Source organism: Falsiruegeria sp. JB4-1 (genome assembly GCF_055693495.1).
Window position 1 is genome coordinate 33,204 of sequence record NZ_JBVFTZ010000003.1, and the last position, 18,135, is coordinate 51,338.

At 60.2% G+C, this 18,135-nt stretch carries 3 protein-coding genes (1 of these 3 cut by a window edge); all 3 read left to right on the plus strand.

The window, feature by feature from the left end:
- Tightly spaced (each overlapping or abutting the next), the 3 genes in view from ACZ1HE_RS23315 to ACZ1HE_RS23325 form a layout consistent with a single transcriptional unit that may run on beyond the window.
- Window positions 1–2,024, plus strand: the 3' portion of a protein-coding gene (locus ACZ1HE_RS23315; RefSeq protein WP_472625087.1) for a beta strand repeat-containing protein. Its footprint begins 3,553 nt before the window's first position; only the last 2,024 of its 5,577 coding nucleotides appear in the window; the start codon falls outside the window, past its left edge; its stop codon occupies window positions 2,022–2,024.
- Window positions 2,008–12,873 (plus strand): beta strand repeat-containing protein, encoded by a 10,866-nt coding sequence (locus ACZ1HE_RS23320; RefSeq protein ID WP_472625089.1) that lies wholly within the window; start codon window positions 2,008–2,010, stop codon window positions 12,871–12,873. The genes ACZ1HE_RS23315 and ACZ1HE_RS23320 overlap by 17 nt, the downstream gene beginning before the upstream one ends.
- Entirely contained in the window at window positions 12,767–18,049 is a 5,283-nt protein-coding gene (locus ACZ1HE_RS23325; RefSeq protein ID WP_472625091.1) for a calcium-binding protein, read from the plus strand. The genes ACZ1HE_RS23320 and ACZ1HE_RS23325 overlap by 107 nt, the downstream gene beginning before the upstream one ends.
- Window positions 18,050–18,135 lie beyond the last annotated feature (86 nt).

The window sequence follows — 18,135 nt, forward strand, 5'->3', positions numbered from 1 at the left end:
GCGCTCTGAACGTCACGGCCGACAGCGTGGCCTTTGCGACACCAACGGGTGAATCCATCGCTGTTGGATTGGTTGGCGGCGTTGCGCTGTCCGAGTTCCTGGCACAAGTCGATCGCGAGACTGCAGCTTATGTTGGCACCCGGACCGGCGAGGCTGCTTCGGCACTTGGTGCGATCAACCTGGGCTCCCAGCAGCTTAACCTGCGCTCCAACGCGACTTTGAACGCGACGGCTGACAACTTCGCGGGTGGTTTCGGCCTTCTGGGTGGTGGCGCGGCGTCGCGTTCGACAGCGATCGTCGAAGGCCGCACATTGGCCTATGTGGGCGAAGGCCAGCAGGTCAATGCAGGCGGTGTGGAAATCACCGCATTCTCGAACGATACGGCAGTCGCCAGAAACGATGTGGTTGCGGCAGGCGGTATCGCCGCTGTGGTCGTATCTGAGACCATTGCGCGCGTCTCCAGCCGCACCGAGGCCTATGCAGGTGCGGGTGCCGACTTTGTTGCGTCCACCGTTCCGATGGGCATCAATGTGGGCTCGACAGGCGCGATCGTGATCGACGCCGATGCCAATATGTCTGCGACTGCAGAATCCAAAGGCGGCGGTTTTGGCGGCCTGGCAACGATGACACTCTTCCGGCCTCAAGCCACTGTAGAGGGCGCGACCCGTGCGTATCTGCGGGACGGGGTTGATGTGACAGCCCAGAGCCTGTCGGTCACGGCAGGTGACGAAGCCGAAGAGGTCGATTACACCGCGACGGCGATCGGTAATGCGATCGGGATCTCCTTCGGTATCGTGGTTCAGGACATTGCGCCCGAAGCCATTGTTTCGGGTGTCACCGAGGCCTTCCTCGGCAGTGCCACCAACCGCGCTGACGGCGGCGATCCGAATGCCCAGATCGATATTTCCGGTGCCGGTCCGCTGGTTGTGCAGTCCTTCTCGGACATTGATGCAACGGCCACCGTCACTGGCGGCGGCGGCTCGTTCGTGGGCACCGTCAATTCCTTCCGTCCAACGGCTGCGGCCGGTGGGGCCACGCGTGCCTTTGCGGGTGGTGGAGTTGATCTGCAAGGACCCGATCTGCGGCTTCTGGCGGATGGCGACGCGCTGTCGAATGCAAACCTGTTGGCGATCACGCTTGCTGGTGGTGCGGCGGTCAACATTCTCAAGCCTATTGCGCGCACCAACAACGAGGTCGAAGCCTACCTGGGACACAACCGTCTCAGCACCTCGACCGATACGCTCAACATCAATATCGCGGGCAGCGTCGACATCGATGCCGTGGCCGACAGTGTTGCCAATGCCACCTCGTTCGGCGTGGGCATGGCTGCTGGTGTCGCGGTCAACGTGGTGGATGCCGAGGCCAACCTCACAGGTGGTACCCGTGCTTATGTTGGCCCCAATGCAGACGTTACAGCGGTCAATGTCGATCTTGATGCCCGAGAGCGTACTGCGACGGCCAATTCCAATGTCGAGAGCGTGTCTGGCGCCTTGATCGGAGCCCTCTCGTTCCTGGAAAGCTCGGCTTACGGATCGCGTCAGACCGATGCCTTTGTTGGCAACAACGCGACGCTCTTGCTGTCAGGCAATCTTGATGCGACCGCAAATACGGTCTTGGCCACTCCGCTGTCCAATGCGGTCGTGGAGTCGATCAATATCGCCGGCGTCGTGGGGGTTTCCGATCTCAAGGCAACGTCGGTCGTTGGTCAGAACGATGCGCCTGTTGCTGCAACGGGGTCGGTGACGCTGGCTGGCAGCGCCGGTGGCGGCACTGTAACTTCGCTTGGCACCGACTGGCGGCAGGAAGGGTTCGCAATTGGTCAGGTTGTGACCATCAGCGGGCTGAGTGGTTCCTGGACCGTGGCGAATATCTCTGACGGCAACGGCCCGACAGCCGAGGACAACGTCAATGCTGTGCTGCACCTGGTTGGTGGCAGCGCGCTGGCCGCGAGTACGGCCAACCGCACTGTGACCGGCACCGCGCCGGCTGTCGGCCACGCGTGCCTTTGTGGGTGCAAGTGCTGATATCACGGCGGCAACGGTCGATCTGGACGCAGATTCCAACACCGAAGCGAGTGCAATCATCAATTCGGGCTCTGGCGCCGGTATTGCCGACATCAATATCACTACGATCATAGGCAGTGCTGCGCATGACACCGAAGCGACGGTGGGCAACAACACCGTGATGACTGTCACGGGTGCGCTGAACATGACCGCCGATGCGGTCACCACGGCCACGCCGTTCTCGTCTCGTGGAAGTGGTGCCGGTATCGTCAGCTATGGTTCCGCCGACCTGATTACCGAGATTGACAGCGACACTACTGCTGCAATCGGGGACGGGGTCGACATCACAGCAGGATCGATCCGTCTTGATGCCGATGCCGATCACAACGCTGCGGCTGCGGCTACGGCTGCTTCGGGCTCATTGGTTGTCGCCATCAGCGATCTCGATGCGATCGCGCGTGACAAGGGCTCGGTCAATGTGGCGATTGGTGGTACCGGTTCGGGTGCCAAGGTCACCACGACGTCGGGTGGTATCGATGCCGATGCCGAACTGACATCGGATGTGTCTTCGATCTCCAAGGCGACCAAGTTCAGCCTTGTGGCAGTTGGCAACGTGACCTCGAAAGCCGAGAACACGGCCAAGGCAACCGGCCGGATCGGTAACAATGTCGATATTACTTCGGCAGGGGCCTTTGACATGCAGGCCATGCTGATTGGTGATGCGGTTGCTTCGGCCACAAATGTGGGCGGCGGTGCGATTGCGGTCGACGTGGCCAAGGCCGATGCAGATTTCAATGCCAATGTCGATTTCACCACCGGCACCGGCGGTTCGATCCATGCGGACAGCAATGTCAATCTGACGGCGTTGCTGAACCATAACGGCACCAACTTCCTGTCGAACAATGGCGGTGCGCTGACAGGGCGTGGCGCTATCGGGACGGCCGACAATACTTCTGGCGGTATCGGAGCCGTGCAGTCGGGCAATGTGGATGTGGATGCCGCATCGGTCCTGACCCTGACAGTGGGCACCGACTTGTCGCTGACTTCTGATGGTGGCAACGTCAACATTGCAGGTCGCCACGCCAACACGGCCATTGCCAGCCTGTCCAACGCGGGCGGCGGCCTGGTTCAGGTTTCGACCGGTACGGTACGGGCTGACGCAGGTGGTTCGAGCACCGTGAAGTTCGAAGGCGATGTGAACCGTGGTGTCGATGACAGTGCCAACAACCTCAATGTTCTGGCGGAAACGGAATCCACTTCCGAGGCGATCATGTCAGGCGCCGGGGGCGGCGGTGTGTCGGTTGACAGCGGCGGCACGATTGCGGCCACCACCAATACCACCCAGAACCTGACGTTTGCCGGTCTTGGCAGCATCATGCGCGTGGGCGGTAACATCAATGTTTCCGCGAACCTGATTACCGATGCCGACAGCAAATCCAGATCGGCGGGCGGCGGTGCCGTTCGGGTCAGCAACATCAACCCATCGTCGAACGGGACCGGGACGGTCAACTTCAACATGGGCAATTCGGAACGTGTCGAAGCCGGTGGTGATGTCACCCTGACAGCCAACCACGGTGCGCCGGGGCAAGCGTTCTCGGATGGCACGATCATCAGCGTCAATTCCGGCAACCCGGGTGGCGGCGCGAGTGCGCCGGGTGCGTCCAACAGCATCAACTTCGGGTTGGATCACCTGTTGCAGAATGGGGCGTCCATCACCTTCACCGGCTCGACTGCCGGCGGGGTCGAGAATGATCGCGAATACAATGTCATTCGCCGGGATGCCTCGACCATTCACTTGGGCAATGTCTTTGGCGGCGGCGGCGTGAATACCGCACGCGACACCATCACCATTGCCAACCACCTGCTGGAAGATGGTGATCTGGTCTACTACCACTCGAATTCGGGTGACGTGATCAATGGCCTGAGCAATGGCACACGCTATGAGGTCAAGGTGATTGATCTGGATACGATCAAGCTGCAGACCGTGGGCTTCTCGGAGCAGTCGGCAACCATCTCGCGTGGCAATGTCGATGACGGTGCCGAGACAATCTCGGGCCTGGGCGGCTTCGCGGCCAATCAGCCGGTCACGTATCGTCCGGCTGAGGCCAAGCTCTTTAGCAGCAACCTGGTGGATGTGGACGTGGTCAATCCTGACACGGATTTCACCATCAACATTGACAGTCGTAACCGGATCTTCATGCAAGATCACGGGTTCACCATCGGTGAGCAGGTCCGGTATCGCGCCTCGGGCGGCGGTGCACTCGGCGGGTTGAGCGACGGTGCTATCTATTACGTTGCAGGTGGCAGCCAGAACCTCTCGGGCGGGTCGCAGCCGACTTACACGGCCCACAACGACTATATCCGTTTGGCGGATACTCTGGAGGAAGCCATTGGTGAGCTCGACACTGGGCCGGACCCAGACGTCTGGATTCCGCCTTCGGTCAAAAACCTGATCTACGACAACAGTAGTGCAGGCAAACAGGTCGAGCATTCGCTGCGCAATATCGATGACGAGCCGATTGGCGGGCTGATCGAAGGCAACGTCTATTATGTGGTTGGTGGGAACCAGCTTTCACTGACCCAGGGCGGGGCGGCGATCCCTCTGAATCTTGGTGGTAACACCGGCGGTGGCACGCACCGCTTCATTGCCGAAGGCATTGACCTGCAAGATAGCGGACCGGGTGCGAACCAGTATCTGGTGCTGGATATCACCGGCAATGTGTCCGGCGTGTTTGATGGCATCGGCGGCGCGGTCGGGTTCACGAACCCGGCGGCAGGCGATGGCACCTATACGGCTTCGGCCACGGGTGCCGGCGGCGGCATCGTCGAGGTCGGCGGGGCCAGCTCCGAGGCCGACGGCGCGGTGACAACAAACCTGACCATTGCGGGTGGGGCGCACCTGAAGGGTCAGAACGTTACCATCGAAAGCAACTCCACCATGGGCGTCACCGCCATCTCTGATGGTGCGGGCGGCGGTCTGGTGGCCGTTGGCGGTGCCTATGCCGAGGCTGACGGTGTCAACGAAAGCACCCTGACCATCGGTGACAACGCCGAGATTGAGGCGCTGAATGATCTGACGGTTAACGCCAATCAGACATCGAGCGTCACCACCAAGGCACAATCGACCCGTGGCGGCGTTGTGGCCGTGACCGATTCAACGTCACATTCGGATCTGGACTTTGGCACCAAGCTCATCGTCGATGGCAGCCTGATTGCGGGACGCAATGTGGCAGTTACCACCGGTGTCGACACCAATGCCGATTCTGATGCGCGCGCCTATGGTGGTGGCCTGGGTGCCGACACCGAAGTGCATGCAACCTCATTGATCAATGCGGAATCCGGTTTTGAGGGCAGCGAGATTGAGCTGCGCGACAATGCGGATCTGCGCGGTGACATGGTGACCGTGTCCTCCGAGATCAAGAAACAGCGGACCCGCTCTTATACCGACACCACGGCGGGTGGGGCTGGTGGTGTAGCCGAATCCTACTCGACCAGCCGGATCGATGCCGACAACCTGATTCAGCTGCTGAACGGGTCGAACATCGTTGGCAACGACAGCATCCTGATCGAGTCGAAATATTCGCAGACCAACAACTATTCCCGCTCCAAGGCGCGGCTCTATGCGATTGGCGGCTCGACCCGGGCGAACTCGACATCAACACTGAGCAATCAGGGTAAGGTCGAAGGGTTCTGGGAATCCACGCTGACGACCGCACGGCTGGATGTCGATGTGATCGAGAACAACACCAGCAACACCCGGTCGCGCAGCGCAGGCGGAGGCTATATCGGTCCACGCCGCACGGGTGGCAGCATCTCGGCCACGCAGGATCGCGACATCTTCTGGGAAAGCCATGTCTTCCTGCTGGGTGAACCGAACCCGGAACTGGTGGTCGATGAAAACGGCATCATCCAGAAGATCACCAATGTGAACATTCTGGGCATCAGCGGCGAGGATGTGGGCACTGATCTGTCGGGTCTGGCGCAAATTGTCGTCGACGACCTGATCTATGACGAGGTGGGCAAGGCCGAGTTCTTTGCCACCAATATTAGCGGCAAAGCGTCGAATATCTGGGGCAACCGCGGTGTGTTCGAGATCGAACGTACCTGGGGCAACGTGCTGTTGCAGAATGCCTCGGACAAGGATCTGGTGGTCAACATCATCGACCCGGTTCTGGATACGCCTGTTGCTTCGGGTTTCGACCCGGCCGATATCGAAATACGTCTGAACAATGTGCCAGGCCCGGATGAGATGGATGGCAGCAATAACAATAATTCGCTGCTTGCAGACCCGGTTGGCAATACGTTTGAATTTGACGTGCTGAACAACTGGACCCGCACGGTCATCGACATTCTGAACTTGCAGACCAACGGGACAGCTCCGTCTGACATCATCCTTGATGGTTGGATCCAGAACCCGATCGGCATCACCAACATCCGCAACGAGCGTGGCAATGTCTTTGCCGACGGGGATACGGACATCGAAGTGATCCGCACCAACGAGATTGATCTGGACGCCATCGGTGGTTCTGTCGGAACCGTTGGCGATGTGGGCGATGCGGTGGGGTCGAACAACCGCACACCGATTTCCATCGAACTGGTCCGGTTCCAGGATGCGGGTCTGGCCAAGCTGACGCCCAGCCTGACGCCGAACCAGATCTACACCCCGGATATCGAAGCCGATGCAACCGGTGATGTCGTGCTGGATATTTCCTACATGGATCGCGCCGACAGCAGTGCTGGCGGGGACTTCTCGCAGGGTGCCACGATCCGCCATATCCAGGCGGGCGACGATGTTTCCATCGTGGTCAATGACATGCGCGAAGGCACCGCAGGTGGTTCGCTGGGCGTTCTGACTGTTGCGGATCGCGGCACCTCGGAAGATGAGCGGGTCGTGGCCAACCACTTCCGTCCCGATGACAATCCGGGTCCGGATTACATGAACATCCTGCGCGCCTTTGGCACCGATGCCACCGAGATAGACTCCAACTGGACCTTCCTCGCTGTGCGGGCCGGGGACGATATCGATATCGGCCATGTGAATGGCGATGCGGTGGGCGGCGAGCCGCGCACCTATGCCACCACCAGCATCGGTGGTGTGCCATACGGCAGCGAGGCTGCGGCCGATATTCCGGACACCACGATCAATTTCATCATCAACACGGATGTGAACTGGAGCGGTGGCAGCTCGGACGATGATGCCGAGCAGATCTTCCTGACCACCAATGGCAACATCACCGCGACCGAGCTGGTGGGCAGCATGCAGGTTGGTCATATCCATTCGACACTGGGTGACGTGGTGCTGAATTCGCCACGCTACATCACTGATGCGGATGGCGCGGTCACCATCGACGTGACCGGCACCAACATCACCATGACGTCGGGCACCGACAATGTCGGTGGCGGCGTGGGCGGCATTGGCGCGTCCAGCAACTTCCTCGAGATCAACACCGACCGCAACTCTTCGACCGGCGTTCTCAAGGCTTATGACACCAGCTCCAATGTGACGAGCCGCGGTATCTTCCTTGACGAGATCGTGGGCAGCATGCCCGTTGATCAGGTCTTCTCGAAGGCAGACGTGTCGCTGCGCACAGTGGCCGGTTCGGTTCTGGATGGACGAAACGACACTGTCGTCAATGTACGCGCCCAAAGCCTTGATATCGACGCCCATGGCGGCTCGATCGGGCAACTTTCGCAGGAACTCGAGGTGGACACTTCGCGCGGCTCGCCTGCGCCAACCGGCACGGCGCCGGGTGGCGATGACGTGGCGCTCGAGGCAAGCGGCGACATCTATGTCGAAGAGACAGATGGCTACTTGCGGCTTGTGCTGGCGCACAGCTTTACCGGCAATATCAGGCTGGATGTACGTGAAAGCGCCGATCTGGACGAGGATCTGATCCTCGTTGAAAGCGGTGCGGCGCGCTTTGCCGAAAGCAACAACCGCGGACCGGCCAACCAGGCCGATGCCAACCGGATCATTTCCAATGGCAGCATCTTTGCCGAAAGTGGTACTGTGAGCCTGCGTGCGGGTGATGATGTCATCACCGATGACAACAGCGATATTCTGGCGTCTGGAAACATTATCATCGTTGGCGATGCCTTCAACGCGGATGCGGGTCATGGGACCGACATCATCCTGCGTGGTCGGATCATTGCCGGGGCCGATGTGACCCCGGGCAGCCAGTCCGGTGGCGACCCGATGGGCGTGGCCGTGCCGACCTTTACGGCGCCGCAATTCGGCACGGTGATCTATGGTGGTTCCGATGTGGACCTGATCCAGTTCGGTGATACGACCGGGGCGGCGGGCACCACCACGCAAGGTGAAGACGGCTATGTCTTCCTCGGCTCCAAGACCCAGGTCTTTGCGGGCGGCAACGAGGATAACGTCAAGGTCTACTTCCTGCAGGATACCGCCACCGTGACCTCGCCAGCGCAGCTGGCTGCGCTGACGGCATTGGGTCACGAGGATGCGGAACACACCCTGCGTCTGGATGGTCAGCAAGGCACCGATACGTTCGAAGTGTTCACGCTGGGTTCAAACGGGCCGGATCAGCGGAATTACATCATCAACGTGCTGGACACTGGCGCGTCTGACGATGGTGTGGACGAGCTGTTTGTCTACGGCAATGACGGCACCGACAATGGCATCGATCCTGCCACGGACGAGGCCTATCCGGCGGATGACATCTTCCTGCTGCGTCAGGCGGCCTTCCTGCCGAATGAGACAGCGGACAATCCGGGTTACGTGGCGCTGGTGCATGGCGATGAATCGCTCTACCGCAATGTCACCGAAGGGGATGAAATCCCGGCCAATGGCGGCAGCCCCGAAGTGCAGCGCATCGGCTTTGACAGCGCGCTGAACGGACGTCTGACGGTGCTGGGTCTGGGCGGCAATGATGCCTTCTTTACCGATGACACCTCGGTCATCACCACGCTGGATGGTGGCGCAGGCAACGATCGGTTCCAGATCGGTCAGATCTATGGCCTGAAGCGCAACGAGATCGATGGCAACCTGCTGCCGCAGGACGCCTTCCCGAACGTCGTTGCGACCACGCGCGGCTTCCTGTCGGCGGGCACCAATTCACCGGTTCTGGTCCATGGTGGCAGCGGCGCGGACGAGTTCACGGTCTACTCGAACCAGTCCGAGCTGCGCCTTGAGGGCGACGATGGCAACGACATCTTCACCGTGCGGGCCTTTGCGCTGGCGCTGGTCGATGAGTTCGGCGATCTGATCTTGGGCGAAGACGGGCTGCCACAGCCGATCATCGGCGCGGATGGCTTCTCGGTCGATCGTCCGGTGGATGTACGCACCGGCGGCGGCAATGACGAGGTCCGCTACAACGTCAACGCACCGGTTTCGATCGAAGGCGGCACCGGCTTTGACAAGGTGGTGATCCTGGGTACCGAGTTTGCCGATGACTTTGTCATCACCAAGGACGGTATCATGGGCGCGGGTCTGAACGTGCGCTACTCGACCGTCGAGGTGATCGAGGTTGATGGTCTGGAAGGCGATGATGAGTTCTTTGTCCAGTCCACTGCGTTTGGTGTGGCCTATCGCGTGATCGGCGGGCTTGGCTCGGATACGATCAACGTGGTAGGCGACGTGACCGAAGACATCGTCACCCGCGAGCTGGAAGGCGCCTCTGGCGCGGTCAACCATCTGCTGACTTCGGATGATCTGCGTTATGACGGCCTGCTGGTTGACGGGTTCGACTACAACGTGCCGACCGAAGACGAAGGTCTGGTGGTGATCGAGGAAAGCGGTGGCTTCACCTCGATCCTTGAAGGTGGCGGCGAAACCGCAACCGACAGCTACACCGTGCGCCTGGCGCAGGCGCTGACAATTGGGCAGGTGGTCTATGTTACTGTCTCGGGTGCGCGCAGCACGCAGGAAGAGCAGGACGGAACCCTGATCAATCCATTCCCGCTGCCGGGTGGCGCGGGCGACAGCTTCTGGCTGTCGGCAGCAGCACCTGCGGATCCGATGAACCCGCTCAACGGCGATTTCCAGCGGACCGTAACGGTTGACGGTGTACCGACACAGCGCGAGAACCGCGCTCTGGTTCTGCGCTTTGATCATACCAATTGGGATCAGGCCCAGGATGTGCACCTGTTTGCCTTTGACGATCTGCGCGCCGAGGGCGATTTGCGGGTTGTCTCGCAGCACAGCGTAATCTCGAATGTCGAGGAATATGACGGCATCGCGGTTCGCAACGTCGAGGTCGACTTGCGCGACAACGACACGCCGGATGTGCAGATCTTCCAGATCGAGGCCGGCAGCTACAATGCTGGCGACGGCACATTCGTCGAGGATCAGGACACCACCGTCATCGAAGGTGACGCGGTAACCCAGCTCAATGACGAGCTGCTGGTCAAGCTGGCCAAGGCGCCGGCCAATGGCACCGTGGTCGTGGTCGATCTGAACCTGGGTGAAGAGGCTGATAAGGACATCAAACTGTCCAGCCTTGATGGCCGCTTCAACATCGTGAATGGCGTGGCCAAGATCACCTTTGATCACACCAACTGGGATGATGCCGTTCTGGTCACGGTCGAGGCACGCGATGATGCGCGGGTCGAGGATCCGGGCGGGGCAGTGATTGCCTTTGAACTGGACGCGGTGGCAACAACAGACGGCGATTATGTCTTCCCCAACCTGCGCTCGGGCAATGGCCTGTTCGAAGTCCGTGTTCTGGACAATGACAGCGCCGGTGCGCTGGTGCAGCAGTCGGGCGGCGAAACGCTGCTGGCCCCGACGGATGACTATACCATCCGTCTGACCGGAGCGCCGACGGCGCAGGTCGATGTGGCGCTGCTGACCGATGGTCTGGCAAATGTGGTCGAGGTGGACGGCGTGGCCGTCACTCCGGATGACTATGTGGCCGTGGGCGGCCTGCGTGCCGTACAGCAGTTCCAGGGACAGGTCGTGGCTGAAAACAGCGGCGGCGTCGGGGTCATCACCCGCGATGGTGTGGCCCAGTCCTATGGCAGCTTCATCGATGAAGGGTTCGAAGCCGGTCAGCAGATCCGGGTCGAAAACCTTGGTGCGGGCTTTAATGGTGATTATGTCGTGGCCTCGGTCACCGATCTGGCCATCACCCTGACAGACGCCTTTGCAGGTGCTGGTCAGGCTGCGTCCGAGATTGCACTGCTGTCCGACCTGGCCCGTATCGGCTTCTTCGAGGGCGAGGTGAACTACGCCCCCGATGATGGCGGCACCTTTGACGGTGAACAGCTGGTCCGCAATGACGGCTCTGGCTGGCTGGCCGATGGCTTCCTCGAAGGACAGTGGGTCCGGGTCACCGATCTGGACAATCCTGCCAACGAGATCGAGCTGAAGATCGAACTGATCCGCGGCGACAACGACAACAACGATGAAAAGCTGCAATTCACCAGCACGGTGGCTGTGCCTGCCTGGCTGACTGATGGCAGCGCGGACAATGTCCGTATCGAACGTATCGCGGCCAGCGTCAGCTTTGATGGCACCGATTACTGGCTGCAGAAATCTGTCGTGCTGGAAGCGGATGGCGACTTTGATGTGCCGATCACCCGCGAAGGCAGCAAGGTCTTCCCGGCGTCGGCACACCTGTTGTCGAACCTGCGCGGACCGCTTCAGGTCGAAGGTGGTGTCACCGGTGCAGACCGGTCGCTGCAGAACGGCCTGAAACTGCCGGGCGAGGCGGATGACTTCCTGTTTGCCATCGGTGAACAGCCGCCTGAAAGCCAGCAGATCGACGTGCTCAACATCTTCAACGACAGTTCGGTCGAAGATGGCGAGGGTCTGATGACCGAAACCACGCTGACGGGCTTTGGCATGGCGGATACGCTGGACTTCGGTCCAACATCGGCCAACGAGTTCGGCGAGCCGACCGTGGTGCCGGGTGGCATCAGCTTTGGCCGGATCACCTTGGGTGGCGGTGGCTTCCAGACCGACAGCGGCAAGAGCACCATCGAGGTGGTCAACGTCATGCTGGGCGAAGGCAATGACAGCCTGACGGTCGAAGGCACGCTGAACAACGTCTCGGGCGTTGACACCACGGGCGAATTCACCATCACGCCGAACGGCAGCAATGGTGGCACGATCTCGCGCGAAGGCATCGACTGGCTGAGCCTGGGCTTCCTGCCGGGTCAGACTATTCAGATCGAAGGCCAGACCGGAATCTGGACTGTTGAATCGGTTGACGATGTGGTCACGCCTGAAGGGCAGGACCCCAATGACAACTCAATCCTGGTGCTGTCGGGTGATCCGCTGCCGGTTCTGACCGGCGAGATCACCGTGATCGGCGTAGACGCTCTGGTGGAAACCGCAGGCACCTTTGCCGTGGCCACAACTGGAACCGAAACCCGCGTCACCCGCAGTGACGGCGGCGACTGGGAGGATGACAACTTCATCATCGGTCACCTGGTGCGCGTGCAGGGCGATGGACAGGATCAGTCCGTCCGCCTGATCGACATCGAGGACGATGGCGCCACGCTGGTTCTGGAGAACGCAACGCTGTCCGACAGCTCTGCGCTGGATCTGGAACTGTCGGTTCAGGGTCCGCATGGTGGCCTGACGGTCCTGCATGGTGGCGGCAACCGTCCGCTGGAGCTGTGCATCGACCTGGACGGTCAGAATGTCGAAGGCGGCGTTGAGCTGACCCGCATCGACGGGCTCGACTGGGTTGGTGACGGTTACACCGTTGGCGACTACATCCAGCTGGAGGGTGAAAGCGAAACCCGCAAGATCACCGCGATCATCGATGCTGATCCGAGCCTTGAGCCGGACGATGCCTTCCAGTGGCTGGGGTGCCGGTGCGGTACTGGTTCTGGATGGCGGCCCATTGGCAGCAACCGGAACCCTGGAAGACGCCAAGATCCACGTGGCCAAGCCTAAGGAAATCTCGACCGAGGTGACCCCGGATCTTGATTGCTGTGACAAGGGCGAAGGCACTCTGGAACTGGTCAGCGAAGACGACTGGGCTTCCCTCGGCTTCGAGGTTGGTCAGCTGATCACGATCGAGGGTTTCCCGGGCACTGCCGAGGTTATCTCGATCGATGGCAACACGCTGACGGCGCAATATGACCGGATCGGTCTGACCGTCGAAGGTGTGGTCACGGTCTCGGCACTGCAGCCGCGGCTTGATGGCGGCATCGAGATCGGTGGCGATACCTTCACCGTTCTGGGCGGGGCAGGGCCTGACAGCCCGCTGGTCATCTATGGTGACACCAGCCAGGACGGCAACTGGTATGCCGGTCAGCCCTTCTCTGTCTTGGGCTATGACTATGGCGAGAAACCGTTCGATCCGTTCCCGCAGCTGCCTGATGGCGACAACGAGGACGACGAATGGGTCATGCCACTGGCCAATCCGTTCGATCACTTCGGCAACGACATCATCGACGCCAGCGCGCTCTTTGCGGGTCTGGACAGCGATGAGCTGCCCAGCGTCGGCATCACCGCCTATGGCGGCGGCGGCGACGATCTGATCATCGGCAGCCAGGCGGGCGACCACCTGGCCGGTGGATCGGGCAATGACATCATCTTTGGTCAGCGCGGCACGGATCACATCTATGGCGACAGCGGTGTGAACGTCGATATCCTGACCCGTGCGCTTTACATTGCCACGGATGATCAGAGCCCGCTGCCCACGGTGGATCCGTCGATCCAGTCCGATGGCACCACGCTGCAACCGGCACCCTCGCCGGTGCGTGACAGCCTGGTTGCTGGCGATGACCTGATCTATGGCGATGGTCCGGGCAGCACCGATGGTGGCGCCGAGGCCCCCGAAGAGCCGTTCCGTGACATCATCTTTGGCGACCATGGTGTCGTGGTGATGAATGTCGAGGATCCGAACCTGCCACCGATCCCGCTGCAGCGGATCCAGACCACGGATCTGGAGTTGGTGACCGAGGTTATCGGCGTTGGTTCCGACAATGGCGGCAATGACGTGATCTTTGGCGGCGAAGGCAGCGACATCCTGATGGGTGGTGCGGGCGACGACGTCATCGAGACCGGCCTGTTGCAGAACCTGCGTGATGTCGTCTTTGGCGACAACGGTCGGGTGACGCTGAACGGCACCGAGATGTTCGATGCGCCAAGCGAAGCGGATGTGACGGGCGAAGAGTTCTCGATCCTCAGCTTCAACTTCGACAGCAAGCCGGGTCAGGCCACGGTGGACGGCGTTGCCGGCACCAATGACTCGATCTCAACCAATGGTATACCTGCGCCACGCGCCGACAATTGGATGAATTTCACCACCAGTGGCGGCACATGGGGCAATGAAGCCGGTGAATTCATCACCGACGAGAATGGCACCCACCATGAAGGCATCACCTTCCAGTGGCGGCAGAAGAACGAGGATCTGCCGATCTATGACGATGATGATCGGACAGATGGCTTTGGCTATACCGATGCTGATTACGATGGTCGTGATGCGCTTTGGGACAAGGAGGACTACTTTGATGAGGACCGTCATCTCGGAGAAAACAAAGCCCGGTTTGACGCGCACAACCAGATCAAGAACAATAATAGCACCTCGGATGATCGTCTTTTTGAAGGCTACACAACGGTAACGCGCAAAGAGACGATTGAAATCGTTCTCGAAGGGTTGACCCAGCACTTCTCGGAATATGACATCTACATCTACCTGGATGCGGACAACGGCAAGACCCCCAACAGCGGTGACGCAGTTCGCGTGGTCTCTGTCGGGCCTGACAATACTTACTATGTCAGCGACCCTGAGAATGTGCACTTTACCGGGCAGTACATTCAGGCCACATCGACGGATCCGAATGCGCCGACCCAGGGCAACTATGTTGCAGTGGGTGGTCTGACAACAGACAGGCTGGTCATTGAACTGTCCGTACCGGAAGGATCGATTAAGGGCTCCCGTCCGGTGATCGCCGGCTTCCAGATCGTTGGTAAGTCCAACCCGATCGACCGGGCCGAAAGCGTTGACGCCGAAGTGGGGGGCAATGATGCCATCTACACCGGTGGAGGAGATGACCTGGTCTTTGGTGGCACCGGCAGCGACTGGATCGACACCGCCGGGGATGCGGATATGGGTGCGACCGACTTTGACGCCGTCTTTGGCGACAATGGTCGGGCCACGCTGATGCGGGATCAGGCGCCTGAGACTTATCTTGGTGGCGAGTTGGGCGAGCTGCGCAATATGCAGACCATCTCGGTGCTTGATACGTTCAACATGAACGACATCATCCTGACCGGAAACGGCGATGACATCGTCATTGGCGGGCAGGGCGAAGATTGCATCGAAACCGGGGACACCCGCGGACACAATGCGGTCGATGATGCTGTCTCGAGCGACGACGTCACTTCGGTTGGCATCAACTTCGGTGCCGGTATGGACGAAGGTTTTGTTGAAGGAACTCTGGGCTATGTTGCAGCCAACGGCTGGAACAACCTGGATACCGGCAGCTTTACTGATCCCAACGATCCGACAGACGGGATCGACAATGAAACCGGGATCAAGACAGCCAATCCGGAGCTGTTCACCACCGCCGAGGGTATTTCGGTTCTGGTTGGTCACAGCCTTGACAGTGATGATCCGAAATCCGCTGGTACCTGGGCGCAGGATGATATCGACCCGGATACCCAGAATGGCCGCCTCTACAACGGGTACGTAAGGTCTGGCTACCGTGACACGCTGGGGATCAACGTCGGACAGCTGGATCAGCACTTTGGTGAAGATCAGTCTTATGACGTCTATCTCTACGTCGTGTTCCAGGGGAACCGCGACCGGTTCTCGAGCGATATCGTCCTGATCGACGAAAACGGCACCGAGCATTTGGTCGACACCCTGCGGGCCTCTGATTTCGAAGGCGATTTCGACGCCTATGATCCCAGTGATCCGCTGGCGCGGGCCAATGTCGTGGTGTTCCGCGATGTGGTCGGCGATACCTTCCAAATCCGGATCCTTGGCGAGGACGAGGCTGGCTATGATCGCCGCGAACGCAACCGTCCGAGCATCTCGGGTCTGCAGATCGTAGGCGGGACCGATAAGGACAACATCGTTCCCCAAGGCGATGTCGACAGTGATCGTGTTCTGGGTGATCAGGGGTATGTCCGGATCATGGACCGCGCGGTCTTTGATATGGCGTCAGAATCCCGTGGCATCGACTATGCGGGTGACGTGATCCTGACCGGCGACGATGGCGATGTGGTTGTGGGCGGCGATGGTGCCGATTACATCCACACCGAGATGGGCGATGACGTCACCGCCGGTGACAACGCCCGCGTGCGTCTGTTCGGCGGCGAGGTCATCCAGATCAATGTGGCAGACGAAGCCAAGCGCAACCCAAGCGCCCTGGTGGACTCGCCCGACTTTGATCCGTTTGCAGCCACTGGCATGCAGTTGATTGATGTGTCGTCGGGCTGGGGTGACGTGATCGAAGGCGGTCGTGGTGACGACTGGGCCTGGGGCGGCGCTGGCGATGACAACTACATCTTCGCCGGTGAGCGTCTGGGCTCTGACAGCTTGGTCGAGGCGGGAACATTCCCGGCCAACGACAGCGATCCTGACGATGACGGCGACGGCGTCAAAGGGACCGATGTGCCGATTGGCCTGCCCAATGATACTGGTGATTTGCTGGACTTCTCCGACTACGAGCATGGCATCTACATTCGCCTGCAGAATGTCGAAATGCGCAGCTACAACACCGACGTCATCCGGGGCGACATGAACGGCGCCGTGCGCCTGTTCTCGGCTGACGCCTATGAAGATGTTGTGGGCTCGGAATATGTCGACATCATCCGGGCCAATGACCGCAACAACGCCCTGATGGGTCTGGGTGGCAACGACACGCTGATGTCGGGTGCTGGCCATGACTTTGCAGATGGCGGGGCGGGCGACGACAAGATCTGGATGGGTCTGGACGCCGGAGACGAGGACTTCTTCGTCGAGGGTGCCGATGAGTTCACCGTCTGGCGTCATGTCGCTCTTGGCGGGACCGGTAATGATGACATCTGCCTGTCAAATGGCATCGATCTGGTTGATGGCGAAGAAGGCGACGACCTGATCTTCGGCGGCGGAGCCGACGGAGAGCAGGGCTTTATCAACATGTCCAGCGACTTGCTCTTCGGTAGCGGAGGTAGTGATCGCATCCGGGGTGGCCGTGGCATTGACACCATCGTTGGTGGTGACGGACCCGATGACATCAACGGCAGCTTTGGTGATATCGAAGTGGCGCAGAACCTTGATCCGGCAGTACGTGACGATCTGATCGCGACCATGCTGACGGCCTTCGAGGCGGACTTTGGCCGCAGTGATTTCGTCTTCGTTCCGGCCAATGGCGAGCCTCTGCGGGACAAGGTCGTTCCCTTTATCGACACTATTCCGGCGCCCGAGAAATGCCCTGACGACGCCGTTGAAATGGCAGCGTTGACGGCAGCTTCTCTGGCGAATGCAGACAGCCCGACTGAGGTTCTGGATGTCCAGGCCGCACAAGCCGGTCTTGCCGCTGCGCGGACGTTGTGGGCCGATAGCGGTCATCTGGACGCCGGGCAGATTGCAGTTCTCAATGGTCTGAGCATTGAGATTGTCGATCTGGATGGCCTGGTTCTGGCCCAGACCGATGGGGATGTGATCCAGCTGGATGCAACCGCTGCTGGTCATGGCTGGTTCGTCGAAGTTGGTCCGGACGGGGCTGCAACCTTTGCCGAAGATGCCGATGGCATTCTGCGCGCTGTCGATGGCAGCGAGGCCGAGAACCGGATGGATCTGCTCAGCACACTCAGCCACGAGCTGGGTCACGCTCTGGGATATGACCATCTGGAACAGGCCGATGCGGGCCACGTCATGAGCGAAACCCTGGAAACGGGCACCCGCTTCGATGCTCCGTCGACCCTGGTCTTTGACGAGGTCACGGGAACATTCGTCGATCCGGATACGGCCCGCGGCCTAGATGCCCTGAGCCATGTCTCGGAAGGTGGTGACGCTGCTCCGATCACCCTGTCCTCTGGCGCGCCTGCGGGCGATGGCAGTGGCGTGGGTCAGTGGCGTAGCATGACCAACAGTTTCATGAACCGCCTGACGGCACTGTTCAGATCCTGATCCCCCCTAGCGCGCGCGCGCCCGGAGCCATTCGGCTCCGGGGCCTTTTTTGGGGTTGTTAATGGGCCGCGGCACAAATGTCATAC

Coding starts and splice junctions, on each gene's coding strand:
- ACZ1HE_RS23325 (WP_472625091.1), top strand. CDS start 12,767: ATGCCTTCCAGTGGCTGGGGTGCCGGTGCGGTACTGGTTCTGGATGGC.